Below are 26657 nucleotides of genomic sequence, written 5' to 3'. Positions count from 1 at the left end.
TAGTGGAGTTGGAATTGTTTGGTTCAGTACTAGGCCGCTGCCTGTCGTCCTTGGACTCGCTTACTGTGGCATACCTGCCTGAAGGCATTGACGATGCGACAGCGGCGGCCCTTGTCCGACGCGCCAATGAGCTGAGGCCCGGTATCTCCCCCCATGCCATCCTCGTGTCGGCTCGCGAGGAAAGCGATGAAGACCCACTCTGCATCAGGGTGTCCGCCCAGAACGCCATCAAGTACCGTCAGGGCAATCGACTGGCCGTCGTCGTTGGAAAGCACCCCGACCTGGCCTCCTTCGTTCAGGCCTTCCGCGAGGTCTTGGGCCAAAACTTCCCTGAGGGCGCAGGTCATGAAGTCTCATTCGAAGCTGTTGCCGCCGCTGCAGTGGTGGAGGTGTCAGAGGCAACCGAAATTGACACCGCTGTGGGTTGGGACCCGAAAGCTGCCAGCACCAGGCTTGCAGAGTGCCTCGCACTACTCGCCGAGGTGCATAAGGAGCTGCGTCAGGGGACGGAAAGTTGGAATACCTACTGGTTCAGGCATGTAGGTATCGGACTAACAAGGCTTGTTGAGAAGATCGCGGCCACGAAATTGATGACGCCCGAGTTCTCGATTGACGAGGTTTTCGAGCGCTACACTTACGCGGCGTTCCGGCTTCCCCGGCCCGTGGGGTCGGGGCCATCGAAGTATTCGCCGAAGAAGTTCGTGGAGGCGCTGCAGTCGTACTGGGCCGATGAGACCACCATCAGTGCAACCGCGAAATCTTTGGGACAGCTCACGGGCGGCGAATCCGGTCACCATGCTCTTGAGGACGTGGACTGGTCGGGAATCAACAGCCAGATGGCGTCCGACGACAATCAGGCCGTCGCTCTCGCAAATTACTCGCCAGCTGGATCTGACGTCACCGAAGCGCTCTGCGCACTGACGGATCGTGATTTCGTCGAACCCTTGGGGCAGGACCTGACAAAGGCTCGCCTCCAGCTCACTGACTCTGTGGGCAAGCCTCTCACTGCGACCGGGCCAAGTGATTCCGGCTCCGTCGCCGTCGCGTGCGCCCAAACCGACGAACAGTCCGGCAGGGTTGTTTCCGAAGAAGTCCGTGTCAGGATTCCGGTAACGGGCTCGCCCTCGCTTGGGGAACTTGAGTCCACGGGCCTCACATTCACGACCAAGACAACGAAGACGGATTGGTACGGTCATCTGGAGAGGGATGATTACGGTGCCCTTTGGGCGATAGGCCACATTCGCCGGGAAGACAACAACGCTCCAACGCGGCCGATCCAATTCCAGCTCAAGGTCCCCGGGGGAGACGTTTTGTCCGGGCGCGTTAACACCTCTTTGTCATTCGACCTGTTTCTCGCACGACGTGACACCGCGGGGTTGTTGTACTTGCCCCGACGGGCAAAGGGAGCGGCAGGAAAGCCTAAATACGTTGGAGCCGACCCCACCGGGGGAACAAGCGGGGTCACGCTCGACGGACGAGCTTCCCAATATCGCTATATCACCTGGACCATCGACGACGCGGCTGTACCCCTATACGAGGGAACCGAGATGCAGCCGCTCAACGGCCGTCCCGGTCTCTTCGCTATAGACGCGAGTCCCTTGAGCTTGGCAAATGTCGTCGTGGGCGACGTCACGTTCCAGATACGTGCAGCGGAGAGCCGAGAGGCCCCTCAGTCACCCATCGTTGCGGCCGTGAACAGGGATAGGGTGACTAAAGATCGCCCCGAACTGGCGGTGCTCCAATCCCTTCGGGGAAAGTACGAGTCATTGCTCGCCGATGAGCTGCTTAGTGGCGAATGGAACACTTGCATGGGGCATGTCGTAATGCCCGCGGACAGGGCGTTGCCGCTTGAAGATTTGGATGGCTATGACGGCCTGATGATGAGTGGAGCCATGGCCGGAACCTGGGCCAATGTCACGGACTTCCGAGTACCCGATGACATCCTGCACTCGGCCGAAGCAGAGGAATTCAGGACCGCCTTTAAGGAGCTGGACCTCCTCGGCGCCATGCAAACGCGCGACACGGACGGTGCAATATACGTTGAATGGCCTTCCAAGACGTCTTGGCGGCACCTTTGGGAGGGCCGTGATGGGCAACTAGAACGCTACCTTGCGTCATATGCCGATCTCGTTGAAAAGGCCCGTTGGAACGGCGATCCTGCTGGAGTCTTTTGGGCTGCCTATCCTTTCAGCATTAGTGTATGGGCCACTGAGCCGGCCGCGAAATGCTCGGCAGTCCTGCTGAGTCCCCTCCATCCAGTCCGACTTGCTTGGCTGGCGGGCGTCGAATCCGTCCTGTGGGAGTCTGATTGGGCAAAGGACTTGGCAGGGACCGTCGAGGGCTGGAATTTTCCCCTCATAGGTCCGAAGGAAATGTCGAGCGGTCGGATGCTCGCTGTTCCCATGGAAACCGGTGACGATCAGCTATTTCTTGGTTGGTCGATGCTTGTGCGCGCGTCGATCGAGGGCCCTGAACCTCTGGAAGCGCCAGATCGAATTGGCGACCGTCCTGCGCCGGGAAGCGCTGCCAGTGGGCTGAACGCAACGGCGGTGGCAGCAGCATTGCGCAGCTATAGGCAGATGAACCCCCACGTATCGACACTAACGGTCGATTTGTCTGCCTCGTCAGAATCTACTCGACTCCAGGAGGTTGATGACGCCGTTCTTAGGGAGATCGAAGCGTGGACGGGGAGGCCCTCCGATCCCCTGATCGGAGGAGCGAGGGTTTGGGACTCAAATCGTCGCTCGGGCGAGCCGCCACGGGAAAAAATGGCGCGCTTAGTCCGCTCAAATGAGGGTATTCCGTTGACCTGGTCGCGGTATGCCCCAGACAGTGCGAGCATGAAGCGGTGCAACGTCCGCATCCTGCAAGACGCGGGTGTGCACGTCGAAGTTCAGTCCGGTCAGGGGAGAAACCTGGGCGTGCTGGGCGAGGCGCCGTTGCGCCGGTTCGAGTCGGTTGCAAATGGCGCATCAAAATCCTCGTCGGCTTCCCATCCCACTTTTCGCCCGGAAACAGGGTGGGAGCCGCTTTCGAGGGCACTTCGCCTGGTCGAAGGCGCAGCAAGTAGCCCCCAGATTATTTCAAAGCTGTTCAAGGCCAACTTGGTCAACGACTCTGCCGACTGGACGGTCTCGGGGGAAGCACTGATGAACCCAAGCGCCATGGCGGAAATAGTCCAGCACTCAAGCGGCGGCAGTCAAATGCTGTGGGAGTGGCGGCCGCCCTTCCTCGACGCGTCGGCCGATGTCCCCCTCCTCGAAAGGCGCCCCTTCGTTTCTGTGGCACGGGTTCCGGGGAGCTTTCGCGCGCAGATCAAGAAGTTGCTCGCAAAAGCCCAGGGGGGAAGCGTCACCGACGAGACGCTGGATAACCTACTTCGCCAGTTGGGCGCCCGCGGCGTTGGACTGTCTTCGCTGTTGTCAATGGGCGGAACACACGCCTCGGGTGCGCTCGGCTTCTACCTGGCATTCGCTTTGATGAATTGTCTGGATGAAGAGTCCGACAATACCTATGTGTTGCCCATCGATGCTTGCGACAGTTTCCTGCGGGCGCTGGCTCACGGAAAAACCCATGCCGAGCAAATGCGCCGCGCCGACCTCCTGATCGTTCGGATGAACGAAGAGGGAGTCACGCTATCGCCCGTAGAGATCAAGTTCTATGGGTTGGGCTCCGACGAAACTAATGGCAACCTCCCGGGCCCCAGCGACGCGGCTATGAATGAGCCGCTTGAGCAGCTCCGTGCAACCCAGGACCTGCTGCTCAGCGTGGCGGAAAGTTCGCGTGCCATTGGGACCAGCGGCTCGGAGGCGGACAAGGCACTCTGGTCCAATGGGCTGGCTGCGCTGGTTGAGGCGGCAATTCGTTTACGTCCCGGTGGCAGCGCAGAACCGGAAGCTTTGGCCCGGCAGCTGGAAAGATCTTGTCAACGGAAAGCTCCAAGTCCGAACCGGCCAGCCTTTGGTCTGCTATTTCAAGCATGAAGCCACTACCTCCGAGGGGGAGAGCTTCCGGGTGGTGCATACCTCCCAAATGGACGGAGCACCGGGCTCCGGTTTCGGCCTTCTTGCCGCAAACGCGGGCCACGCCTTCGAAGCAGTCGCGGATCCCGAAAGCGCCTTGGTCCGCGAATGGAATGACCTCATTGAATGGGCGCTTGGCAACCCGATCGAGCTTCCCGCTCCAGCCTCCTCCGAGGAAGCACCCGAGGACGGGGACGACCAAGAGCACTTGCAGGCCCAGAAGTCGGACGTCGTTGAGGGGACAATTGAGGCTCAGCCTGACCCCAAGGAGGAAAGAGGACGAGAAACTGGCGCCCGGGCGGCAGAGGTAACAGATGAAGAGCCTTTCCAAGCGCCAGTAGCGGTAACGGTGCCCCAAGAAGAGGAACACAACGTCCTCCCTGACGACAACTCGTTCGTCGGCGGAATTCGGGGTGACGGTGTCCGGTTCGGCGTAGGCAGGGTTTTTGGGACCTTAGGGGCGGCCACGGCAGACTACTGGCCGGGCAACACCGAGCTGAACCAGATGAATATTGGTGTCGTCGGCGACCTCGGCACCGGGAAGACCCAGCTCCTTAAAGCCCTTGTCTATCAGCTCCGGGAAGGAAGCAAGTCCAATCAGGAGACACCGCTGTCGATGCTTGTATTCGACTACAAGCGGGACTTCCAATCGACTGACTTCCTTGAGGCAGTTGGTGGAAGGGTACTAAACCCTTACCGCATCCCGATAAATATCTTTTCCCTCCGCAACGGTTACTCGCCTCTCGCCGCCTACCAGCGTGCCCAGCAATTTGCTGACGTCTTGGACAAGATCTATGGCAATATCGGGCCCGTTCAGACCGATCGCCTTGTCACCTCTATCGTCAACCTCTACAAGGAGAAGCACGGTGAGCCGCCTACGCTGCCCGAAGTCCTGGCAGAGTATAGTAACGGCCAAAAACCTGACGCCGTAACGTCTATCCTCAAGCCCTTTATTCTTGGTGAGATCTTCAGCGACGATCCGAAGGAGATGATGTCGTTTGAAGAAATGATGGAAGACAAAGTCGTCATCGTAGCGCTCAATGATTTCGGCACGGACGACAACGGGAAAAATGCGCTCGTAGTCATGTTCCTCAATCTGTATTACGACTACATGCTCAACGCCACCAAGTGGCCATTTGTCGGGAACTCCCCGCAGTTGAGGAGGCTCAACTCCTTCCTGCTTGTGGATGAAGCGGTCAACATCATGAAGTACAACTTCCCGGTGCTCATGAACCTGATGTTGCAGGGCCGCGAGTTCGGCTTCGGTGTCATTCTCGCCTCGCAGTACCTCGACCATTTCAAAAAGGACGGCCGCAATTACGGGCAGCCGCTATTGACCTGGTTCCTCCACAAGGTACCTTCGGTCACCCTGAAGGAACTGCAGGCGTTGGGCCTTCCGAATATCACCGCAGACATTGCGAGCAAGATCTCCAGCCAGAAGGTCCACCATGCTCTGTACAGCTCGTTGAACTTCTCAGGGAAGTTCATTGAGGAAGTGCCCTTCTTCAAGTTGCTTAGCGACAAAGCGGACGGCACAACTAACGGGTCGTAGGACTGGTGTAGTGCTCGTGTGGGGGTTCGGTGCTTGGCATCGAGCCCCCGCTTCGCGACGCGCCCCTGAGGCGAGGGCAGGATGTCGGTGGCATGTGCTTAGGTAAGGGAGAATAGGAGCCTTATGAAATACGTTGACCTGTTTTCCGGCTGCGGGGGGCTATCCCTGGGCATCGAGCGAGCTGGCGGCCAGCTTGTGCTCGCTGTCGAGAAGTCCGACATGGCTGCCCGTACGTTCTGTCACAACCTCATCAGGGATGCTTCGGATTCAGTGCAGTGGGAGCGGTACGTTGCGTCCGACGAAAGCGAGCAAATAGCGTCGAGGCTTCTTGTGCGTGAGCTTGGCGTCTTGCTCGACAATACTGCCGCGGTGGAGGAGATCCGCTCAAACGGTCTGGACCTCGTAGTCGGGGGGCCCCCCTGCCAGGGTTTTTCCCTCGCCGGTCGGCGTAATCCTTCTGATATCCGGAACGAGCTTCCGTGGCAATACCTGAAGTTTGTCGAGGCGACTGGCCCACGAGCGGTCGTCATTGAAAACGTAGTCGGAATGGATCGTAGCTTTGCGCGGGGAGAGGCCTCCTCCTTCCGTCAGTTGCAGCAAGCCCTCGCCGAGACGGGCGATGGATATGTCGTCCAGGGTGTGCACGTCAACGCCGTTCACTACGGTGCTCCACAGCACCGGCCGCGGCTGATGATCATCGCCCTTAGGACGGACGTCGCGGCCGAACGAGGAGTGACTGCGACAGGCGAAACCTGGCGTTCCGCTTTTGTGGACCAGATTGAAGGTGATATGCCGGCGTTGGCGCCACGTCCGACAAAGCTGATTGCTGAGATGGCGTCCGTGGGCCACGCTGTCGGTGATCTTACGGCGAGGGGGACTGCCAACGGCGGCGCTCACTCTGCTGCCTACGTACGGTCGCTTTCGAAAGATTTTTGGCCGGGACGCAGCACGGCTGCTTCAGAGGTCCGGAACCATGTTCGACGTAGGCACGGGGAGCGTACGACGCAACGGTTCCGTCTCTACCAGTACCTTTCAGAGAACGGCCTCGACCAACGACTTCTGAGTCACGCCGCGCGGCTCCCGGAGGACGATTCGAAGCTTCTATTGAAGCATCGTCTCCTGCACGCGCCATTGCCTGCCATAGCTCCGGACGGTGTTCGTCTTGCCGATTCTTTGGACGAACTCGTCGACGTAGCACACCGGTTGGCGACCAAGAAACACTCCCAAAAGGTACTGCGGTGGGGGGAACCTGCGAGAACTGTGGTTACCCTCCCCGACGACTACGTACATCCGATCGAGCCGCGAATTTTTACCGTTCGAGAGATGGCCAGATTCCAGGGATTTCCCGACCATTTCGAATTTTTGGGCAAGGAAACTACCGGCTCGGACCGGCGCCGCTTCGAGGTCCCGCAATACTCGCAGGTCGGGAATGCAGTCTCACCCTGGCTAGCCCTCGCAGTCGGAAGAAAGATGAGTGCTCTCTTGTCGGTCTGAGTGGTGGGGCATAACGGCCGGCCCTTGGAAGTTTCGCCGTGAGCTCCACTACGGGCTGCAGGGCAGGGCGGCCAGGGCCGCGCCGCAGGAGTTCGGACCGGTAAAATAAGGTAATGGCGGATTTCATGACCTCGGGCCAGCGGAGCGCCCACATGGCTAAGATCCGGTCCAAGAACACCAAACCGGAGTTGCTGCTACGCCGTGCTCTGCATGCCCTTGGGTATCGGTATCGTATCCACGACCGTGTCCTACCGGGGAAGCCGGATTTGGTGTTTGCCGGGCGGAGAAAGGTCATCTTTGTCAATGGATGCTTTTGGCACGGGCACGACTGCCCAGTGGGCAGCCGCTTGCCCAAAACGAACACGGAGTTCTGGGCGGACAAACGGCGCCGCAACCAGGAGCGAGACTGGAGTCAACGACACCAGTTGGCGGAGATGGGGTGGACGTATCTGGATGTATGGGAGTGCGAGGTCCTGGCGAACGCAGATTTGTTAGTTGACGTTACCGGCTTCCTCGAACGCTAGATAACCGACCCACTGCAGAGCAAACGGAGGACTTCGCTCAGTCCATATAGTCGTACAGCACCTGCGAACGGTTGGGTTCCCGCAGTTTCAGCATGGCCTGGGATTCGATCTGACGGATGCGCTCACGCGTGACTCCGTAGACCTTCCCGATTTCGTCTAAAGTCTTCGGCTGCCCGTCGGTGAGGCCAAACCGCATGGCGACTACGCCGGCTTCGCGCTCGGACAGCGTGTCCAAGACCGAGTGGAGCTGTTCCTGAAGCAGGGTGAAGCTCACGGCGTCTTGAGTCAAGACGGCGTCGGTGTCTTCGATCAGATGCCCTAAAGGTTGCATTTCCCCCGTTCCGTCAGGAATTTCCACGTCTAGCGACATGGGCTCGCGGCCGTATTTCTGGACTTCGACCACCTTTTCCGGGGTCATGTCCAGTTCGAGGGCAAGTTCCTCAGGGGTAGGTTCGCGGCCGAGGTCTTGCAGCATCTGGCGCTGGACGCGTGCCAGCTTGTTGATAACTTCCACCATGTGGACCGGAATGCGGATGGTGCGGGTCTGGTCAGCCATGGCACGAGTGATCGCCTGGCGGATCCACCAGGTGGCGTAGGTGGAGAACTTGAAGCCCTTGGTGTAGTCGAACTTCTCAACCGCACGGATCAGACCCAGGTTGCCTTCCTGGATCAGGTCCAAGAACAGCATCCCGCGGCCCGTGTAGCGCTTGGCCAGCGATACGACGAGGCGGAGGTTGGCCTCCAACAGGTGGTTCTTGGCCCTTTTGCCGTCGTGGATGACAAATTCGAGCTCACGCCTGAGCTTGGGGTCCATGGACCCGTCGGCGGCGGCGATCTTCTCCTCGGCAAAGAGGCCGGCCTCGATCCGCAGGGCGAGGTCGACTTCCTGCTCGGCGTTCAGCAGGGCGACCTTGCCGATCTGCTTCAGGTAGTCCTTGACGGGGTCTGCGGTGGCGCCGGCAGACATGACCTGCTGACCCGGCGCGTCGGCGTCGGAGTACACGAAGCCCGAGCCGGTGGGCGCTGCAGCCTTGCCGGTAACCTCCTCGCCTTCGACTTCTTCGCCGAGCTCGGCGGCGTCGGGCGTGATGTCGTCGAGGTCCTCATCGACCTCGGCATCGTCGTCGTGCTCACCGGACGAGTTGCCGGCGGCCTCGGCCGTGGCTTTGGCGCCGGGCTTGGGCCCGCGCTTCTTGGGCTCAGGCTTGACGGCTCCGGAAACGGCATCGCCACCCTCTGCTGCGGCGGCGTCCTTTGGGGCCTTGTTGGCTGCACGCGTGGCGGCGCGCGTGGCGGTAGTCGCAGCCTTCTTCTCCTCAAGGGACATTTCGGAGCTCAGATTGATGCTGGGGCTAAGCGTGCTGGCTTCCCTTTCGCCAGTCGTGTATGCCGTGTCTGCGTTGCTGGGACCTGCTGCCGATGTCGGATCTTCACCCCTAGCTGAACCAGTTTTCTCCAGCCAGTTCTCGGCCCTGACCGCGGGCATGGATGGGGAGTTGAAAAACATCCCGAGGGAGCCCGCGTCGGTTCCAACGTCTATGTGGTTTATCCGTTGCGCGTGGGGAAGGAGGAGGTGAACGAACTGCTCGCCTGCGAGCTGGGGGTCCTCGGCGGTGCCCTTAGCGTAAACGACGAAGATGTGCGCGTTGCGGGTTTCCGGCCTTTTCGGGATCAGGCGCGCAAGTTGCTGAACCAGTTGTTTACGAGTGCCGCTTGCTGGCCAAACGATTCCCAGGTTCCCGGGAGCTGAGTCAGGGCAGTCCTCTGTCGGGGCGGAGACAAAAGCGTTCAGCGTCGCGAGTGCCTGGCGTTTAGTCTTCGTCTCGGTCAGAAGTGCGAGTCGGGAGGACCTGAAATTCATGTATTTCCGGGCCAGAACTGTAACGGGTCTTAATTCGGGCTCCCTGGCGAGTGCGGCCACTTGGACGGCGAACTTTTGGAAGGGACTCCCTGGGACATTCGCGTATTGGTCGAGGTAGCGCGCGGCTTCCGTCATGTCTTCAGACAGCTCGTGGTACTTCTGTAATTCTCCGGGTGCAAGGTCTATGCCCACGAGGGTAACTTCGAATGGGGCAATGGCGCCGTCCTTTAACGCCTGGTCGTACGGAAGCGAATATACGATGCCGCCGAAGAGCTGGTCCCGATACTCCTGATCTGCGGAGTACGGCTCTTCCCAGAGATCCGTCAGCCCTAGCCGCCAATTGCAATCGTTTTGAGGTTCCGCTGCCACCCACGCCGGAACAACCCATTGGTCGCATTGATCGACGATGACCAAACCCGCCTTGTGGCTCCTGACGTTCCGTTCAAGTTCAGTTGAGGTGGCGGAGGCCACAAGCACATCGACGCGGGCGGCCGACCCGGGGCCGTCAGTTTCGGGGGCGCCGGTCCGGACGGTAGGAAGGTGCAGCTCGAGTTGGTCAAGCCACTGAGATTGAAGCTGGGGGCTAGGAGCGAGAATAAGGACCTTAATGCCTTGGCGAAGAGCTTCGACCGTGGCGAGCAAACCAAGTCGGACCTTACCGACGCCAGTCAGTGTTTCTACCACTCCACGTCGCCCATTCTTGTGCCATGCGTCGAGGGCGTCTATTTGCCAGGCATGAGCGTCGGGGTATTCCAGTGGATCAAAAGGCGCGGGCTCAATGCGTGGTAAGGCTTCCACCTCGGACGGCGTCGTCGGATGGAGCGGCTCAGCGATGGTCCGCTTCGCCTCCTCAGAAGTTGCTTGATGGAGTGCCGGACTGAGGTGTTCGAGTTGAACGCCGCCCGCCACTGCTGGTGCCTGGTTCTGTTCCTCCCTGGCAATTCCAGGAAAGTCGCGTGTCAGGACGGTGTGCGAAGAGCCGGAATGCGCCGGAACGGGCTCATCTACTTCGGCCCCGCCGAACATTGGCGTCGCCGAGTCCGCCTGCCGCGTTTGGTCAAGCGCTACCTGCCCGAGCAGGCCCCCACCGCCTGTCCGCCTATGCGGTATGAGTCGGGACATGGCCCTACGTATGAAATTTTGCCCCATTGCGTCCCCAGATTTTCCTTTACTGTGCTTCCTCATGAGCCTAGTTGTGTGAAGCGAAATTTTGGCTCATCGATCTAGGAGCGCCTCGAGTGTCAGCCCACATTAAGGGGTTTCGGTGAGCGTCAAGATGATCTCAGCTGGTGCATGAAGTCTATGTGGTGCCTTCTCCGGCGAAGGCCCTAGCCTCGCAACACTGGAGAAGCGGTGTCAGTGGGCACAAACCAATTTTTAGCGTAAGAGCAGTAACAAGTGTAGGAGAACCATTAGATTAGAACCGATTCATCACATTGCGGTTTAAGCAGAAAGAGTGACGCCCATGCCCATAGGAAATGGCATGCGTAGGTTCAGTTCGCCTACACATGTACTGGTCTGGGGCAATCCGCTGTGACTGCATGGCTGATCTTGGCGGCGGGTGAGAACCGTGTTCATGGCGGAAATGGAGGTTACGACGATCTCCCCGCGGAACACTACTCCTGGGATTCTACGGTTCCGCGCCACAAATTACTGAAAGCCGGAGACTTGGTGGTTCTGTGGAACAAGTCAGTCTTACTAGGCGCTTCGAAGATCGAGTCGATTCACGAAGAGGAGGTCGTAAACGTCTATTTCCACTGCCCAAGCTGCCGCGGTCAGACATTCAAAGCGCGATCCACAAAGTCCCCCAAGTGGCGTTGCAACACGTGTTTTCATCAATTTGACGAGCCCGAGCAGACGACTAAAGAGGTGACAGCCTACCGGTCCAATCATGCCGGAAACTGGCTTGACCTTCGGGGGCTCTTGCCTGGGAGCGTCCTACGGTCTGTCTGTAGGAACCCCAAAGAACAGCTGAGTCTTCGTTATCTAAACTGGGATGCATTCGTTGAAGCGTTGGATCAAGTTTCCTTAGGAAATGGCGTTCGTCAGCTGGCCGACACCGGAACGGAACTAGTGTTGCCCAGCGGGTTTGGTCAAGCGACGATCAGAGCTCGCGTCGGTCAAGCGGGTTTCCGAGCAAAGTTGTTGGAAATGTACGGCGAAAACTGTGCAATGTCTGGGCCAAGCTTTCACGCGGGCCTTGAGGCCGCCCATCTCGTTCAATATGCAGAACACGGCTTGCATGACTTCAACGCGGGTCTGCTCCTGAGACGGGATCTCCATGCGCTATTCGACAGGAAGCTGCTGTCCGTGAACCCCAGCACGTGGCGTGTGGAAGTGTCTCCGCACCTCGTGCACGTTACGGCCTATGCTGAACTCGCGGGGGTCGAACTAAAAGTTCCGAAGAAGCCCAAGATCGCGGGCATTTTGGCTCTGCATCACGCTGAATTCCGAGCTATCGCTTCGTTCTAGAGGTTTGTGGTGTCCGAATTCGTGAGTAGCAGGCCTTTTGACTGCCGAAAGGCATCAGCCCAGGCTTGCCTGCGCCTCCACGCGAGCCTGGGCTGATGCCTCTCGGCCCGTCTCTGAATCGCACGTCGCGCGTAGCGGCGCCGATGGGTGGCCATCCTCTCGCTTCGCGGCCCGCTAACGCTCTCCTTCGCGATGAAGCTCCGCGACAGACCACCTGTCTGGAACTTTCAGATTGGAAGGCTGGTCCGCGAGCCTTTGCATTACGGGCTGCGCGCTGCAATACGATCGACGCATGACAGCGGGTCCAAATGAATCGGAGGCACGACGGGCCGTCGGCGGCGAATATCTTGGGCCTAGGCGTCTAATGACCTTCCCCGCCGCCGAGAGTTCGCCTCGGAGATTGGCGCCACCAGCCCTGACTGTGGAGGACTACCAGCAGTTCGTTAGGCCAGACGAGCAGAAGTTCTACGAATGGTGCATCGATCTTATGGAGGACTCCGGAGTGGTCGGTGAGTTGAAAAATGAGCGGTTGTATTTGGATAGCGCACTTAGCGGCGAGGTGGCGGTAGGAGGCGAGTGCTATCATTTCGAGCTTTCACGAACCTCAGTCCATTTCGCAAGCGAGGATCGAATCCATCCGCCAATCAGATTCTCTGGAGCCGGCGTCGAGACGGAAGGAAGAGACCTTGAAGCCAGTGAGGTGGGCAAAGCGTTTGACTTGATACGGCGGCAGGCAATCCTGAATCGGGTCTGGGCTTCATGCACGAGCCTGGGAAGCACTGCGGCCGTCGGGATAAGTGATTTCAGGCTAGGCGAAGGTCGCTCGGTGGCCTCGATGGAAATCGAAACGAGCCTTGGCGAATGCACCGTTAGTATCCGGCGGGGCCTGCAAGCGGATGCCTTCCGCTATTCGGTGTGCCAGGCCGCAAGTTCGACGGAGCTAAGCCCGCGCGTCGCTGATGCGATCCTTGCTGACGTTGCCGAGGATCTTGGGGCCTCGCCGTTTCCCGAATCGATTCTCGACGCAATGATCGGAGTTGCGAATCGGGCCCGAGGGGATCTGGAGTGGCTGAGCTTGGTGGGGGCGGGCGGACGTATCCGTCCGGCATGAGGCGGATCCACGGCCGATAGCCGACCCACGGAGAATTCCTCGACCGGCCCCTAAGCCAGACGAACCGTGGACTGGTCATCTTCGTCAGGCCGGAAGGATTGACGGTCGCAAGCGAAAACAGACTTTCACCGTTGAGGTCTGAACCGGCGAAGCTGAATGCCTTAGTGATTGAATCTCAAGGTTCGGCTCAACCTGCGGCTTGTTGATGTAGGTACATCCATCAAGATTTTATGGAGGAAGAGTGGCGCGGACAGATCGGTTGAAGGAATTCGGATGGCGCTACCAAGTATGCAGCAAATCTTTGACCGCAAAGCCTGTGGCGGGCAAGGTTATTGCGCACACAGCCAGAGATGGCAGCTTGTGCCCGGGGTCCGGAAAGGCTGCTGTCAATACGGCTTCTCGACGGAAGCCGAGGAAATCCAAGGTCGCCCGAGGAAAAGGCGTGGTTCTAACGGGGACATCAAAATCTAATTCCCCATCTCAAACCCAAAAGCCAGTAGCTTCTGAGCGAGAACGCCCCGTAACGCTGCCTACCAAAAAAGCATCTGAAGTATATCCAGGTCCGAAGAGTCGCATGAGGAGTGGAGATCACTGGTCGTTCTTTCAGGACAACCCACGCCAAGATATGGAGACCGATGCTGGCTGGTGGCGCGTCAGGTTGGGAACATCTCAAGGGACGGGGAAACGGCGCTAACGCACGCTCTCAAGTGCACTACGCCCGTGAATTCAGCGGCTTGATCCCCGCCCCATCCTTGATTAGCCCCAGCAGGTCGTCCTTCTGGGCCTGCCCCAGAGTCAGCCGGTACTTCGCGTGCCCTGCCAGCATGTGCTTGGTCCGTGGCACGTCGCGACTCAACGGGTGGTCCAGGAGCCTTCGCTGGATCTTGTGATCGCCGGGGTAGTCCCGTGCGGAGCGAACTCCGTGTTCAAATTCTCCGGGTGCGCGGCGACATCAGCGGCAGCAACGGAGAACAGGGTCGCCCGTGGGTCCGTGACTGCGGGCTTCAGCACTTCAGCCCCCGTGGGCCTCCGCGACGTTCTTCCGCACCGCGTGTCCCAGATGCCGGTGCACCCGTCCCTCGCGCTGTTCGAAATCAACCGGGTTGCCCGGCACGTTCCAGTGGATGACGGAGTGCGCCCACCAATGGAAGTCGATGCCCCCTGGCCCACCGACGTAGACGCCAGCACAACGGCCAGAAGGGGCTGTTGAAGGCTCGGCGGACGTCGGACATGCGGTTACTGTCGCCGTCGTCGGTCTTGCCGCGAAAGTCGATCCCTTCTGCTCGAACAAAGGAGTTTGAGGTGAACACCCCAACCCCTGTCGCAGTCGCGCCTCCCGCGGAAGGAGGCACCGCCGTCGCACGTCTCGACGAAACGACATTCGCCGGCCGCCGCGCCGCCCTGCTGATCTCCACCCTGCTGCTGGGCGTGCTGTCCTTCCAGCTCAACGCCAGCATGGTCACCCCTGCGCTGCCGCAGATCGCCGCCGAATTCGGCCAGGGTGCGGACAGCGCTGCCCCCGTCCAGTCCATGTTCTTCCTGGCCGGCGCCATCGCCGGGCCCGTGATCGGCCGGTGGAGCGACTTCATCGGCCGCCGCGCCGCGCTGCTCCTGGTCCTCGGGATCATGGGCGCCGGCACCGTCCTCTGCATCACCGCCCCCACGCTGCCGCTGCTGGTCACCGGCCGGTTCCTGCAGGGCGTTTCCAGCGCCGTCTTCGCCCTCGCCTACATCGTGCTCAGCGAAAACCTGCACGCCAAGGTCTTCGGCACCTCCGTGGGCATCATCGCCGCCATCATCAGGGGAGTGGGCGGCGTTGACGGCTACGTGGGCGGGCTCATGGCCGAGACCCTCGGCTTCCGGTCCATCTTCGTCGTCGTGCTGGTACTCACCACCATCGCCGCCGCCTGCATCATCAAAATCGTCCCGGCCGGACGGCCGCAGGGCGTGCGCGGCGCCATGGACTGGTGGGGCGCCGGCTCCCTCTCGCTGTTCCTGGTGTTCACCACCTACTTCGTCTCCGGCGGCACGGCCGCCGGGTGGACCGCTCCCGGCACGCTGGCGCTGCTGCCCGGCACCGCCGCGTCCTTCGCCGCCTTCTGGATCATCGAGAAGCGCCGCAGCCACCCGCTGATCGCCGTGCACCACCTGCGCTCCCGCCAGGTGTGGCCGGTCATCGCCACCACCGTCCTCACCCTGGCCGGCATCTTCGCCATCATCAACTTCACCGTGGTGCTGCTCAGCCAGGACCCCCACGGCGGCTTCGGGCTCACCGCCTCCATATCGGCGCTGCTGTTCCTCACCCCCGCCGCGCTGATTGGCGTCTTTGCCGCACCGCTGGCCGGCTGGCTGGCCGACCGCCGCGGCTGGATTAGGACCCTCCGGTTCGGCACGGGGCTCAGCCTCGCCTGCGCCATCGCCGCAGCCACCTTCTCCGACAACCAGGCAGCGGTGCTGATCGCCGTCGCGGCCCTGGGCATCTTCTACAACGGCTTCTTCCTCACCGCCATCAACGGGCTCTCGGTGCTGCTCTCACCCAAGGGAGCCCCGGCCGCCCTGCCCGGCATCAACGGTGCCTCCTTCGGCATCGGGGCGAGCCTCGGCGTCGTCCTCGTGGCGCCCTTCGCCGCCCAGGCAACCGCCGCCGGGTACGCCACCGCCCTCCGGATCTCGGTGCCCATCACCGCCGCCGCGTTCATCGTCAGCCTCTTCGTCGCCGCCCCCAAGGGCGAGACCGTCTAACCCCCTTTCACTGTAGGAGAACCACCATGACCACCCCCTCCCCGTTCTACCTGGACTGCGACACCGGCATCGACGACGCCCTCGCCCTGGCCTACCTGCTGGCGTCCCCTTTTGCTGATGTGGTCGGTATTGGCACTGTCAGCGGGAACGTCAGCGCGGCCGCCGGCGCCCGCAACACCCTGGACCTGCTGGCGCTTGCCGGATACGATGATGTGCCGGTGGCCCTTGGTGCGCACCACCCCCTTGCCGGGTCCTTCGGCGGCGGGGCGCCGTGGGTGCACGGCGAGAACGGGATCGGCGGGGTAACGCTTACGACGGCGACTGCCTCCCTTGTGGGGGAGTCCGCGGCTGAGATGCTGGTCCGGTTGGCGCGTTTGTACCCTGGGACTTTGAAGGTGCTGGCCATTGGTCCGTTGACGAACATCGCGGAGGCCCTCCGACTCGAGCCTGCCTTGCCGTCTTTGGTGGAGTCGGTCACGGTGATGGGCGGGGCGGCCCTGGCTCCGGGGAACATCACCCCCGTGGCCGAGGCCAACATCTGGCACGACCCCGAGGCCGCCGCCCTGGTGCTGGCCGCCGACTGGGACGTGACCTTGGTGCCGCTGGATGTGACCATGGCGTCTGTCTTGGAGGAAACGCACCGGCAGTTGCTGCTGGAGTCTTCATCGCCGGTGGCGCGGGTGCTGGGGGAGATGCTCGGTCACTACTTCCGGTTCTACGAGGACATTTACGGCCGGCCTTGCTCGCGATGCACGATCCGCTGGCGGCCGCGCTCGCTGTTGGCGCTGTGACGGCTTCCGTTGCGCCCGTGGTGCGGGCCGCCGTCGACACCTCTGACGGGCCGGGACGCGGCCATACCATCTGCGATCTCCGCGGACTGTATGCCGGATACCCTCTGGTGGCTGGCGCGCGCTGCCGCGTGGTGCTCTCGCTCGAGGAGGACTTCGCCCCGCACCTGGTGGAGACGCTGCTGACATTGCAGCCGGTGGGTGAGCCGGTACCCGTTGGTTGAGCCTGTCCCTGTTGGTTGAGTCCAAACTGCCAGTTCCGCAGGGACGGCGCTAGGGCCATGATTGGAAGTACAGAGCACTGCGATTTGGATCGGAGGCTGCCATGATCCAGGCCCTGCTGTGCAAGTTGAACATTCGGCATGAATGGCATCTCGAACATGCCGAGGATGGAGCCGTGTATCGGCGGTGTCGTCGGTGTGGCAAGGATGACGATCAACGCGGCGAAGGGAGAAGGGGCGACTTCAGCGCCTGGGTGGGGCCGTCAGGCGGGTGATCTGACCAGGACACAGAAAAGCGGGACGACAGCACCGGAGTGCGGCCCTCCCACCAGTTCCGCTCCTGAGGGACTCTAGTTTTGCGAGCCGATCACCGAGTGCGCGATCAGCATGTCGAGACGGCGAACGTCCACCTTCTTGCCCACCTTGATCTTGATGTGGCCTGCCCTGGTCCACAGCTCCAACTCGGCGTCGAGATCAAATTTGCCGGCGTTCTCGGAGGACCACATGTTGATAGCCGAGTAGGGCAACGAGTACACCTCCACCTTCTTTCCGGTGATGCCCTGGGCGTCGCGCACAATCATCCGCTTGGTGGTGAAAATGGCACTGTCCCGGAACGTTCTGTAGGCGGAAACCGGCTGCTCGCCCGGGAGCATCAACTCCATGACGTCATGCGGAATGGGACATTCTTCGACGAACATCCACGTGGTTACTGCTGCTGCCTCCATGAGAAGGCCCCCTTTTCCTTGGTTCACGGACTGGGTTAGTCTCTCAAAGCCGTGGCAGACGGGGTTCCGACGCGCCTATGTCGCTGCCCGTGTTAGGACTGCAGCGACTGCATCACGGAGAGGTGCCCGGCCCTGGCGGCGATAAGACACTTGGCCAGGTAAAAGGGCTGCTTGCCGTATCGAACGTACTGGGTGAAGACCAACACCGGATCGGACGGCCGCAGGTCCAGCAGCTTCGCACGGCTGGGGCCCACCTGGCTGAGGCTGATCTGGCACTCGCCCGGCCCGGGCAGCCGGCCCAGCTGGGTGTTGAGCTCGGCAAGCAAGGTGGCGCCGCCGTCGTCCTTTATATCGAGGGGCGCGGAGGCGGTTTTGCCGAGGCTGACGGGCTGGGCGGAGATGTTTTTCCTGCAGGTGGGCGATGGCTTCGCCGTCGCGGATCAGGACCGATTCCCAGAGCCAGCAGTCGGTGCCCGGTTCGACGCCGACGCCCGGGGCGGCGAACTCGGACGCGGGCTGGCGTACCACCTGGATGCGCTTGACCTCGAGCTGCTGGCTGGGGCTGCTGAGGACTTCCTCGAAGGGGCGGATGCGTTCGATGCCGATGTGGGGGAGCGTGTCCGAGACGAAGCGCCCGACGCCGCGCCTTGCCCTGATGAGCCCGTCCTCCTCGAGCAGCATGAGGGCTTCGCGGATCACGGTGCGGCTGACTTTCATGTCTGTGCCGAGTTCGGTTTCGGTGGGGATCATGGAACCGGGCGTGAGGAGGCCGTTGCGGATGGCTTCGGCGATCCGGGAATACACCGCGACGCGGAGGGGTGAGCCGGGCTGGGCGGCCACCGGCTGGGACAGGAACCGGGCGGCGTCCTGGTGCACGTTATGCCTCGCTTGCTGGTGGTGGGTCCGGGGATTCCAGCCTAGTGCAACGTCTGATGCGTTTGTTGGACAAGCTGCAAGCGTCGACCGCCCCTCATCATGACAACCATCGTGACAGTGCAAGCGGCCGGGTCCGTGGGAATCGATTAGACGTGCGTCACTTGCCGGTGCAAGGGTGGACGGATGAATGCCGACATCAACTTCTATTTCGATCCGGTTTGCCCTTTCGCCTGGATGACCAGCAAATGGGTGCGGCAGGTGCAGGCGCAGCGCGATTACACCGTGGACTGGCGCTTCATCTCCCTGCGCCAAGTGAACGCCGAGGTTGACTATGACGCTCATTTTCCGCCGGAGTACGAAGCCGGACACACGGCCGGGCTCCGGCTTCTGCGCGTGGCGGCCAAGGCCCGGGCGGAGCATGGCCGCGAGCCGATCGCCCGGCTGTATGAAGCCTTCGGGAACCACATCTTCGAAACTGCCCCGGACACGGACCAGCGCACAGAGGGCGAGGTGCGTGAGCGGCGCGGGACGCGGAAGTTCGTGGAGCCCATCCTCACCGAGGCCGGCTTGCCCCTGACACTGGCGGAAGCGCTCGACGACGAGTCTTGGGACCGCGAGATCCGGCAGGAGACGGATGAGGCGCTGGGTCTGACGGGCAAGGACGTGGGCACGCCCATCATCCACTTCGAGCCGCCCGCAGGCGTGGCCTTCTTCGGGCCGGTGATCAGCCGGCTGCCGGACGAAGACTCCGCCGCCGAGCTGTGGGACCACGTGGTGGGGCTGGCACGCTTCCCCGGTTTTGCGGAGCTCAAGCGAAGCCTGCGCGAGCAGCCGCAGCTCCCGGCCTTTGGAGCCAGCGCCGATATAGTCGGCCAGCAGGAAGACTGGCACGGCGGCAGCCGGCGGCAGAAGAAATGACCGTCTCAAAGGATGAATCCATGAATCCGATCAGCATCCGCCAACACCAGGAATCCGTCGCCGTCCAGGCCTCAGCCGAGACGCTCTACGACCTGGTCTCCGACATCACCCGCCACCGGCGAGTGGAGTCCGGTCTGCACCTCGTGCTGGTGGGATGACGACGCCAGCGCCGGGCAGGTCGGCGCTTGGTTCACCGGGCGCAATGAGCTGCCGGAGCGGACTTGGGAGACCCGGTCCCAGGTGGTGGCTGCCGAACGCGGCCGCGAGTTCGCCTGGGTGGTGGGCGGCAGCTTTGTCCGCTGGGGCTTCACCCTGGCTCCGGCAGACGCCGGGACGATTCTGACCGAGACGTGGGAATTCCTGCCGGCCGGCATCGCCATGTTCGAGGAAAAGTTCGGCGACGACGCGCATGCCCAGATCGCCGACCGCACCCGGCAGGCGCTCGACGGGATCCCGAAAACCCTCGCCGCAATCAAGCAGATCGCAGAATCCCCTGCAGCAGAGGCCCGGTTTTAGGAGTGGAACTGCTGCATCCCTGCGAGGTGTCCAGCCCGAGCCGCCGCGCCCCGATGAGGCTCTCCAGAAGTGCTGGTTATCGCTTCCGTCTTCCGAAATGGCTGTGGAGGTTAGCCGGCCGCGCAGGCTAAAGGGTCTCGGGAACCGGGCGTCCCGGGAAGAGCGTCGAGTACTGTTTCCGGTACATTCTGCGCCCGATCAGGCGGTAGCCCAGACGGACCGGCGCGGGGATCTCGTTGAACAACTCCCTCCGGTCCGCGGGCGGGTTCGTGGCCAGCACCATCCCCAGATAGGTGACCAGGAATTTTTTGTCGAACTGCTCGATGCTGTGCTGCCCCAGTCCGTTCATCTCCTCCTCGGTCATCACCCTGTCCGCGACGGGCATCACCTCTGTGACCTCGCGCCGCAGGTGCACCTTGAGGACTGCCGAGAGGTCCTCATAGCGCGCGGCCAGCTCCGCACCCTGCTCCTGATCCGCCGTCGCCATCCAACGCAGGCGGACCGGCTCGATGACCTCAAGCCGTTGCGTAACCTGCCGGTGCTGCTGGAGCATCTGCCCTACGTGCAGCGCACACGCAGGCGCCCGTTGCTTCAGCTGCGGGTACATGAGCAGGTCCTCGCCCTCGTGGTGGATGTGGAGCACCTTGTCGAAGTTGCCGAGGACTTCCCCCACGTACGCGGCGCGAGCGGTATCGCCGGCCCGGACTGAGCGCACCAGTCCAGGAGCCTCGTCATACGCCCATAGGAAAAAGCGGTGGATGCGCCGCATGCCCGCCGACCCCGTGCACAGGACAGGCCCCGGTGGCAGGGGAGCCGCGGTTTCGCCGGGCTGCATGGTGAAGAAGTCGGTCATTGGATGGGCCCCTAACGCTCGTCATGCCTGACCAGGACCTCTCCCCGGCAGCATCGTATCGGGTGCCCCTACACCGCACAATGGCACCGGGAACGGAGCTGGCCCGCGGCCGGACGGAAGCTTCAGGCGCAGGGTAGTCCCGTCGTCGTCCGTTCCAGCCTTTCCCTGCTGCCTCTGGGCGGAACCCGGGAGATGTATCAGCCGATAAGGCCGAGCTGGCGGAAGCGCGTCAGGTTGTCCTCGATGCCCCAGCCGCCGTCGATGAGCCCGTCCCGGAAGATGAAAAAGTACACCTCATCCACCCGCTCGAACCGCCGGCCCGTGGGGGAATGCCCGCGCCAGACACCGCGATGGGTCCCGGAGCACCGTAACCGGGCCACGACGGTATCGCCTTCGCTGACCATCTGGATGATGTCCATGGCGGCGTCCGGAAAAGACTGGAGGAAGGGTTCCACCCACTGCCTGGCTCTGGGCGCTGCCCGCGGGGTATACAACTCGTCAAACGCCGCCAGGTCCCCGCGGCTTATGGCTTCGATCAGCAGGGAAACGACGCGCTTGTTGTGCTCAACCGACTCAGTCATTGCACAACGTTACGTCTCGTTGTCGGGCATCGCTTCGCGGGCCTGCTGCCAGGCGGCGTAGCTGCCGTCGAGCTCGACGACGTCGTACCCGGCGCGGCGCAGGGCGCTGGCGGTTACGGAGTTACGGACGCCGCCCTGGCAGTAGGTCACGATGGTTCCTTCGGCGGGAAGTTCGTCGAGGTGCCACATGGCGCGGCCCCCGCTGATCTGGCGGGATCCGGGGATGTGCCCGCCGGCATGCTCGGTCCGGTTGCGGACGTCCAGGACCATGGCTGCGTCGCCAGCTTGGAACAAGTTGCACCTGTTTGTTGGGCAAGCTACGCAGGTAAGGTGGGGCTGGCGGGGCGGTTTCTGTACCGTCCCATTTCCGGAAGAAGCGCGGGTGTGACTGTGAACGAGTACGAAGCCTCATTGATCATCAAGTCCGGAGCGGAGCAGCTGTTATCCTCTTCGTCGGACCCCCGCTCGGATGAAGGCTATGCTGCGCTCAAGGTCAACATTTCGGCAGCATTGGAACTGATAGCGGAATCGCTCGCGAACTTTGAAGCCGGCATAAGTGCCCCGAGCCGCTCAACCGGGTGGGTCCAGGACCTCCGCCGCGTGGCGGACGACCTACGGGAGAACTAAGCCAAGGAGCGGCCGGCTGAATCCGGGCCGCGGCTGCCGTTCTCCGGCGGAAACGGCGGGAGCGAGTCCCGCCGTCGTCGTTCCGGCATTTTTGGTAAATCGGTGAACTAGCTCCGCGCGGATTCCTTCTCGCGCTGGACCGTCTTGTAGGACTCCCAGAAGGTTGCCCCGGTGATGCCGGGGATCATCCTGTTCGATGAGGTGCCCAGGAGGAAGCGCTGGGCCTGGAACGAGGAGACGCCGTCGGCGGACTTCTCACCGTTCAACAGCTGCTGGACCATTCCCTTGACGTGGCGCACCTGCAGGAAGCGGGTACGGACGGAGAAGTAGACGCCGGTGGCGAGGCAGAGACAGACGAGCCAGTCGCTCCAGATAACGCCGTTGATGGCCGATAAGACATCGCTTATGAGTGGGTTCCCTCATGAAGAGCGTGGGTGATGCGGTTGGGGATGGCTTTGGTGGCCGCGCTTGGGTGGGTGGACGCAGTGGCGCGCGCCACACAAACCTGTGAAGCCTCACACTGGAATGGTGTTAGTCCATTTGGCCATAGGGCAGGACGGCCTCCCGGCGCGGGGCTTGGTCCTGGAGGGTTGGGGCCGGTCCCTTAGTCCCGTCTTCCGCCCAGCACGTCCACATGGACATGGTCGAGGTGGCGCAGGATTTCGTTTCCGGGTTCAGGTGCGTCGTAATCCCGCCATTGCCCGCGGGAGCTGTGTGCGCTCCAGAACCGGTCATCGAAGATGACGTACTGGACGTCCAAGCCCTCGGCGTGAGCGACGAGCCAGTGAGCCAGGATCCACCCCTGACGCCGGTTCTCCTCGGTCACCGGGCGGAAGAAGACGTCGATTGCCCGGCCGTCGTAGTGCGTCGAGTCCGCTCCGTGCCCCTGGTCCACGCCACCCGGGGCGAATCCGCCCAGGCTTTGCTCGCCGAACACCTCCGCCATCGCCACACGCAACCGCTCGGCGCGCGGTGTCAGGCCGTTGGCACCTATGTCTTCTACCGGCAGGTCGCGGGCCGCCGAGCCCCGGCAAGCCAGGGAAGGGCCGGCGTCGCCGGGTGGGCCGTCGGCCAGCCGCTGCAACACCGCCGCGTCGACGCTCGCGGTGTCCGGAGCTGCCATCCCGCGGGCCTGGAGCGCCACCGCTGTGGTGGCCCTCTTCGCTGCATCACGATCGAGCCCGACTTCCCCCTCCGAGGTTTGGACGACGCAGTCCGGGCGCCACAGCAGTGAACCGTCCCCAGCGCGCAATCCGGTGAGCAGGCCCGGGCCGAGGAGTGCCAGCACTGACGCGAGCCCTCCGAGCAGGAGAAGACCCAAGAGCAGCCTGCGGGCGCGGTGCCGGCGGCGCACGGCGATTCTGTTCACCACGACGTGCCCCTTTGGTTGCTGGATGCTGCAGCGTCCATTGTTTCAAACCCGGCGGCTTGCAGCGGAATGCAGCAGCACGCCCCACCAAGACTTTGGGGCTTTTACCCCTATCCAGCAAGTGCGGGCAGGCGCAAGATGAACCCTATGAAAAAAGTCTCCCTCGCGGGCTTCGCGGTTGTAGTAGTGGTGTTGGGCGCAATCACCGGCACAGTCCCGGCTAATGCAGCGCCCTCATCTCCGGCTGGCCAGATCATCGTCAAGTTCCGCGACAACGCCGCCGCGGCGGGGGTGCTGCGCCGGCATGGCCTCAGTGAGGGTGCCGAGATCGGCGGCACCGGCGCACGCTCCATTGTGGTGCCGGCCGGCAAGGAATTACAGCTCATTGAAGCTCTTAGCCGGAACGCTGCGGTGGAGTACGTTGAGCCGGACCAGGTTGTTACTGCCTTCACGAGCGACCCCTTCTTCGGCAGCCAGTACGCGCTGCAAAACGTAGGTCAGTCATTCACCAATAACTACGGCACCGCCACGCCTACCTCGCCGTCCCGGATAGATGTTGCCGGCGGCACACCGGACGCCGATGTTGACGCCGTCGAAGCATGGGCCACCACCATGGGCAGCGGAATCAAGGTTGCCGTCCTTGATTCCGGTGTGGACCTTAACCACGAGGACATTTCATCGAAGGTAGTTGCACGGGCCAATTTCAGCGGAGCCGCCAGTCCAGACGACATTTATGGCCATGGCACGCACATGACAGGCACCGTGGCCGCCATCGCCAACAACGGCCTCGGTGTGGCCGGCGTGTGTCCGGGATGCACCATCCTGGCGGGCAAGGTGCTCAATGACAGCGGCGTTGGATCCAGCTCCAGCCTGGCAAACGGCATCAATTGGGCGGTCAGCAACGGCGCGAAGGTCATCAACATGAGCCTCGGAGTGCGGGCGTCGCGAACTCTGGAAGCAGCCGTCAACAACGCCTGGAGCAAAGGCGTGGTGCTCGTCGCAGCAGCCGGCAACGGCGGCAACCAAACGCAAATTTACCCGGCCGGCTACCCCTATGTCATTGCCGTCGCCGCCACTGACAACAAGGATGCCAAAGCGGACTTCTCAACCTACGGGGCCAGCTGGGTGGACATCGCGGCGCCGGGGGTCAACGTCTACTCCACGTTCCCGAACCACCCGTTCACCCTGGAGAAGCCAAACAACCGGTCACAGAAATACGACATCGGCAACGGAACATCCGTGTCCTCGGCGATCGTGTCGGCAACGGCGGCGCTTGTCTGGAGCACCAATCCCGGTGCTACGGCCACCTCAGTCCGCGCCAAGGTGCAATCGACCGCCGACAAGATTCCCGGCACAGGCACGTTCTGGGCCAATGGCCGGGTGAACACCTACAACGCCGTGCGGTAGCTTTTGCGAGCTTTGCCGGATCAGTGGGTCCGGGATTCTGTGGCTTCGTGCCGCGGTTCGGGCTGTCCTTCCGCGGCTGCCCAGTGCCGGCGGAGCCCTTCGGCCAGCCGCTCCGGCTCCACCCGGTGCGGCGGGTCGAAGTGGTGGCGCCTGGGGAAGACCTCCAGATGGAAGTCGGGGAAGAAAACCCGGGCCAGGCGGGTTGCCATTTCTCCGTATTCATCCGGATGGCTCAGGCCGCCGAGGGCAAAGAACACCGGCTTGCTGAAGGCGGCCAGCCGTGACCTATCCAGATCGTAGCCCTTGAAGGTCTCCAGGAACGCCCTGATCCCGGCAGGGCGCCGGGCCATCCACGGCGGTGCGGGAGTTTGCTCCTGCGGCGGCAGGACGGCGTCGGGCTTCACCTGCAGCCTCATGAAGGCGGTCATGAACTGCTCCGGCGGGAGCGCCTCCAGCTCCTGGTACTTTTTCCGGTGTTCGGTGTAGGCAGGGCTCCAGTCCCAGGTGCCGGCCCAGGCCGGTTCCAGCAGGGCCAGGCTCTGCAGCCGTTCGGGGTGCTTGGCAGCAAAGGCCAGGGCGGCCGCGCCACCGCCGGAATAACCCACCAGGTGGAACGTCTGCCAGCCCCGTGCGTCGGCTTCCCGCAGGACGCCCTCCACCTCGGTGTCCAGGCTCCAGCCGACGGGCGGCTTCTCGTCCTTGTACAGCTCGAGTTCCTTGGGAACGGCCTGCACATCCGGCCCGAGGGCTTCAACCAGGGGCTGGAAGGCCAGGTCTGCGGGGAGCACTGCACCGGAAAGCAGGATGGCCCGAATCGGTTCCATGCTGAAACCATACGCCCGTACCGGAGGTACGCAATGGGCGGATGTGCCTACGGAATTCCGTTGGTCCATCGCAAGATATTGTTGGGGTGGGGGAGGGCCGTACCGGTCAAGTCCTACACCGGTGTCTGGTGGACCGCGGCAAAGCCGAGCAGCAGCACGTCGCCGGTGTCCGCGCTGACGGCCGTGCAGCCGTCATCATCACCGAGGAGCGTGACTGGTGGGCAACGCCAGCGAATGGGCTGTCAGGCGCAAGGCATTCCATGAGAAACAGCTGGACCGTCCCCGGAAGGTGTACCGGATCGGCCGCACGAAATTGGTGGTCACCGGCGGCCAGGCCGCATCCACGGTGGGCGCAGCCGTTGCCACAGCTTCCGTTGATTCTCCGTCCTGGCTGTTCCTGGGTGCAGTGGCTGCCGGGTTCTTCGGTGGAAAGTACTTGTACCCGATCCCGCGGAGCAATGTCGCTGCCCGGCGCGGCTCAAGCGCGGTAACCAGGAAATCTCCTCACGAGCTGGACTCCATGACGCCCGCGGAGATCCGGGCCTACCAGTTCAACATCGAGTTCACCCACAAGGAAGTAACCCCTTCCGCTCTGGGAACCGAAGAAGCTCTGGGCCGCCAGGCTGAGGCCGTCAGGACCGTGTCCCCGGTTGTTGGCGCGAATGCCGAGTTGTTGAACCACCTTTCCCTGACGGACGTGCAGGAATTCGGTAGGACTGCTGCCCGCCACGATCTGCTGAAGCGGCGCTGGCTCAGCTACGAGGTGGACCCGCAGAAACAGTTCGACTACCCCGCGATGTCCGATGCCTCGTCCCCTGCAACAGCGGCCATGATCAGGGCCATGCGCGCCGCGGATCAGGCACGGACCGCAGGTAACCCGGCCGACTACAAGCCCGCCGTCGACAGGTTTTCGCAGGCCCTGCAGGCAGCGGAGCAGGCCGCCGGCGTTCCCTAATAGAGAGTCAGGAGAGCGGCTGCCGTTCCCCGACGCCGACGCAGGACGACGGCGCGAGGTAGTCCCGCCGTCGTCGTTCCAGCCTTTCCTGCTGGCCGGGCGACGGGATCCTTGCCCCCTTGGCGCGGTTGCACCTGGCACACGCGGCCCGAAGTTTTGCAGGCTGGTGGAACCGCCCTTCAGTTCCAGCATGCAGACTTCCCCCATAATCCTTCAGCT

General features: G+C 62.3%; 21 protein-coding genes and 5 pseudogenes. 14 read left to right on the top strand and 12 right to left on the bottom strand.

Annotated features, from left to right (window positions below; genetic code table 11):
- The first annotated feature begins 2 nt into the window (after positions 1–2).
- The 4 genes from QFZ70_RS13060 (at position 3) to QFZ70_RS13045 (ending at position 7592) form a co-directional block, all read left to right on the top strand.
- The gene (locus QFZ70_RS13060) at positions 3–3983 is read left to right on the top strand and encodes a hypothetical protein (RefSeq protein WP_307096165.1); all 3981 of its coding nucleotides are present in this window, start codon (positions 3–5) and stop codon (positions 3981–3983) included.
- A 49-nt stretch (positions 3984–4032) separates the two neighbouring features.
- The gene (locus QFZ70_RS13055; protein ID WP_307096164.1) at positions 4033–5574 is read left to right on the top strand and encodes a hypothetical protein; all 1542 of its coding nucleotides are present in this window, start codon (positions 4033–4035) and stop codon (positions 5572–5574) included.
- Positions 5575–5697: 123 nt separating this feature from the next.
- Positions 5698–7068 carry a DNA cytosine methyltransferase gene (locus QFZ70_RS13050; protein ID WP_307096162.1) on the top strand — a complete coding sequence of 457 codons (1371 nt, stop codon included), beginning with the start codon at positions 5698–5700 and terminating at the stop codon, positions 7066–7068.
- Between the two features lie 113 nt (positions 7069–7181).
- Positions 7182–7592, top strand: a complete 411-nt coding sequence (locus QFZ70_RS13045; RefSeq protein WP_307096161.1) for a very short patch repair endonuclease — start codon at positions 7182–7184, stop codon at positions 7590–7592.
- Positions 7593–7629: 37 nt separating this feature from the next.
- On the opposite strand, the gene QFZ70_RS13040 is transcribed toward QFZ70_RS13045, so the two are convergent.
- Both QFZ70_RS13040 and QFZ70_RS13035 read right to left on the bottom strand, forming a co-directional pair.
- On the bottom strand, positions 7630–9078 hold the full coding sequence (locus QFZ70_RS13040; RefSeq protein WP_307097881.1) for an RNA polymerase sigma factor: 1449 nt from the start codon (positions 9076–9078) through the stop codon (positions 7630–7632).
- A 708-nt stretch (positions 9079–9786) separates the two neighbouring features.
- A pseudogene (locus QFZ70_RS13035) lies at positions 9787–10479 on the bottom strand (DEAD/DEAH box helicase family protein); the annotation flags it as partial.
- Between the two features lie 507 nt (positions 10480–10986).
- Between QFZ70_RS13035 and QFZ70_RS13030 the strand changes: the two are divergent.
- Together QFZ70_RS13030 and QFZ70_RS13025 are read left to right on the top strand one after the other, a co-directional pair.
- Entirely contained in the window at positions 10987–11925 is a 939-nt protein-coding gene (locus tag QFZ70_RS13030; RefSeq protein ID WP_307096160.1) for an HNH endonuclease, read from the top strand.
- A 364-nt stretch (positions 11926–12289) separates the two neighbouring features.
- Positions 12290–13036 carry a hypothetical protein gene (locus QFZ70_RS13025; protein WP_307096158.1) on the top strand — a complete coding sequence of 249 codons (747 nt, stop codon included), beginning with the start codon at positions 12290–12292 and terminating at the stop codon, positions 13034–13036.
- Between the two features lie 712 nt (positions 13037–13748).
- On the opposite strand, the gene QFZ70_RS13020 is transcribed toward QFZ70_RS13025, so the two are convergent.
- Positions 13749–13880 carry a hypothetical protein gene (locus QFZ70_RS13020; RefSeq protein WP_307096157.1) on the bottom strand — a complete coding sequence of 44 codons (132 nt, stop codon included), beginning with the start codon at positions 13878–13880 and terminating at the stop codon, positions 13749–13751.
- Positions 13881–14338: 458 nt separating this feature from the next.
- Between QFZ70_RS13020 and QFZ70_RS13015 the strand changes: the two genes are divergently transcribed.
- Positions 14339–15778 (top strand): MFS transporter, encoded by a 1440-nt coding sequence (locus tag QFZ70_RS13015; RefSeq protein WP_307096156.1) that lies wholly within the window; start codon positions 14339–14341, stop codon positions 15776–15778.
- A gap of 26 nt (positions 15779–15804) precedes the next feature.
- Positions 15805–16790: pseudogene (locus tag QFZ70_RS13010) on the top strand (nucleoside hydrolase).
- A 347-nt stretch (positions 16791–17137) separates the two neighbouring features.
- On the opposite strand, the gene QFZ70_RS13005 reads toward QFZ70_RS13010, so the two are convergent.
- From QFZ70_RS13005 to QFZ70_RS12995, 3 genes and pseudogenes are all read right to left on the bottom strand, one after another.
- Positions 17138–17512: a PH domain-containing protein gene (locus QFZ70_RS13005; protein WP_307096154.1), complete on the bottom strand. Its 375-nt coding sequence runs from the start codon at positions 17510–17512 to the stop codon at positions 17138–17140.
- Between the two features lie 92 nt (positions 17513–17604).
- Positions 17605–17838, bottom strand: a complete 234-nt coding sequence (locus tag QFZ70_RS13000; RefSeq protein WP_307097949.1) for a hypothetical protein — start codon at positions 17836–17838, stop codon at positions 17605–17607.
- 358 nt (positions 17839–18196) lie between these two features.
- Positions 18197–18262 (bottom strand): annotated as a pseudogene (locus QFZ70_RS12995) (hypothetical protein); the annotation flags it as partial.
- Between the two features lie 309 nt (positions 18263–18571).
- Between QFZ70_RS12995 and QFZ70_RS12990 the strand changes: the two are divergent.
- From QFZ70_RS12990 to QFZ70_RS12980, 3 genes and pseudogenes are all read left to right on the top strand, one after another.
- On the top strand, positions 18572–19306 hold the full coding sequence (locus tag QFZ70_RS12990) for a hypothetical protein (protein WP_307096152.1): 735 nt from the start codon (positions 18572–18574) through the stop codon (positions 19304–19306).
- Between the two features lie 20 nt (positions 19307–19326).
- Positions 19327–19464, top strand: a complete 138-nt coding sequence (locus tag QFZ70_RS12985; RefSeq protein WP_307096150.1) for a hypothetical protein — start codon at positions 19327–19329, stop codon at positions 19462–19464.
- Between the two features lie 19 nt (positions 19465–19483).
- Positions 19484–19822, top strand: a pseudogene (locus QFZ70_RS12980) (SRPBCC family protein); the annotation flags it as partial.
- A 127-nt stretch (positions 19823–19949) separates the two neighbouring features.
- Here the strand turns inward: QFZ70_RS12980 and QFZ70_RS12975 are convergent.
- The 3 genes and pseudogenes from QFZ70_RS12975 to QFZ70_RS12965 all read right to left on the bottom strand — a co-directional run.
- Positions 19950–20675, bottom strand: coding sequence for a hemerythrin domain-containing protein (locus QFZ70_RS12975; RefSeq protein WP_307096147.1), 726 nt, complete (start codon positions 20673–20675; stop codon positions 19950–19952).
- Positions 20676–20872: 197 nt separating this feature from the next.
- Positions 20873–21256 carry an ester cyclase gene (locus tag QFZ70_RS12970; RefSeq protein WP_307096145.1) on the bottom strand — a complete coding sequence of 128 codons (384 nt, stop codon included), beginning with the start codon at positions 21254–21256 and terminating at the stop codon, positions 20873–20875.
- Positions 21257–21265: 9 nt separating this feature from the next.
- Positions 21266–21535, bottom strand: a pseudogene (locus QFZ70_RS12965) (rhodanese-like domain-containing protein); the annotation flags it as partial.
- Between the two features lie 105 nt (positions 21536–21640).
- Between QFZ70_RS12965 and QFZ70_RS12960 the strand changes: the two are divergent.
- Complete coding sequence (locus QFZ70_RS12960; RefSeq protein WP_307096144.1) at positions 21641–21883, top strand: hypothetical protein; 243 nt, start codon at positions 21641–21643, stop codon at positions 21881–21883.
- A gap of 107 nt (positions 21884–21990) precedes the next feature.
- Here QFZ70_RS12960 and QFZ70_RS12955 read toward each other — a convergent pair whose 3' ends face one another.
- Complete coding sequence (locus tag QFZ70_RS12955) at positions 21991–22182, bottom strand: hypothetical protein (protein ID WP_307096142.1); 192 nt, start codon at positions 22180–22182, stop codon at positions 21991–21993.
- A gap of 305 nt (positions 22183–22487) precedes the next feature.
- Positions 22488–23255 (bottom strand): hypothetical protein, encoded by a 768-nt coding sequence (locus tag QFZ70_RS12950; RefSeq protein WP_307096141.1) that lies wholly within the window; start codon positions 23253–23255, stop codon positions 22488–22490.
- Positions 23256–23399: 144 nt separating this feature from the next.
- On the opposite strand from QFZ70_RS12950, the gene QFZ70_RS12945 reads away from it, so the two are divergent.
- The gene (locus QFZ70_RS12945; protein WP_307096139.1) at positions 23400–24659 is read left to right on the top strand and encodes a S8 family serine peptidase; all 1260 of its coding nucleotides are present in this window, start codon (positions 23400–23402) and stop codon (positions 24657–24659) included.
- 20 nt (positions 24660–24679) lie between these two features.
- On the opposite strand, the gene QFZ70_RS12940 is transcribed toward QFZ70_RS12945, so the two are convergent.
- Complete coding sequence (locus QFZ70_RS12940) at positions 24680–25483, bottom strand: alpha/beta fold hydrolase (protein ID WP_307096137.1); 804 nt, start codon at positions 25481–25483, stop codon at positions 24680–24682.
- A 217-nt stretch (positions 25484–25700) separates the two neighbouring features.
- On the opposite strand from QFZ70_RS12940, the gene QFZ70_RS12935 reads away from it, so the two are divergent.
- Positions 25701–26438 (top strand): hypothetical protein, encoded by a 738-nt coding sequence (locus tag QFZ70_RS12935; RefSeq protein WP_307096136.1) that lies wholly within the window; start codon positions 25701–25703, stop codon positions 26436–26438.
- The last annotated feature ends 219 nt before the right edge of the window (positions 26439–26657 follow it).

The sequence above is a fragment of the Arthrobacter sp. V1I9 genome, assembly GCF_030817075.1.
Classification (GTDB): domain Bacteria; phylum Actinomycetota; class Actinomycetes; order Actinomycetales; family Micrococcaceae; genus Arthrobacter.
Note: the sequence above shows the minus strand (reverse complement) of the source record. Positions and strands in the feature narration are given on the sequence as shown.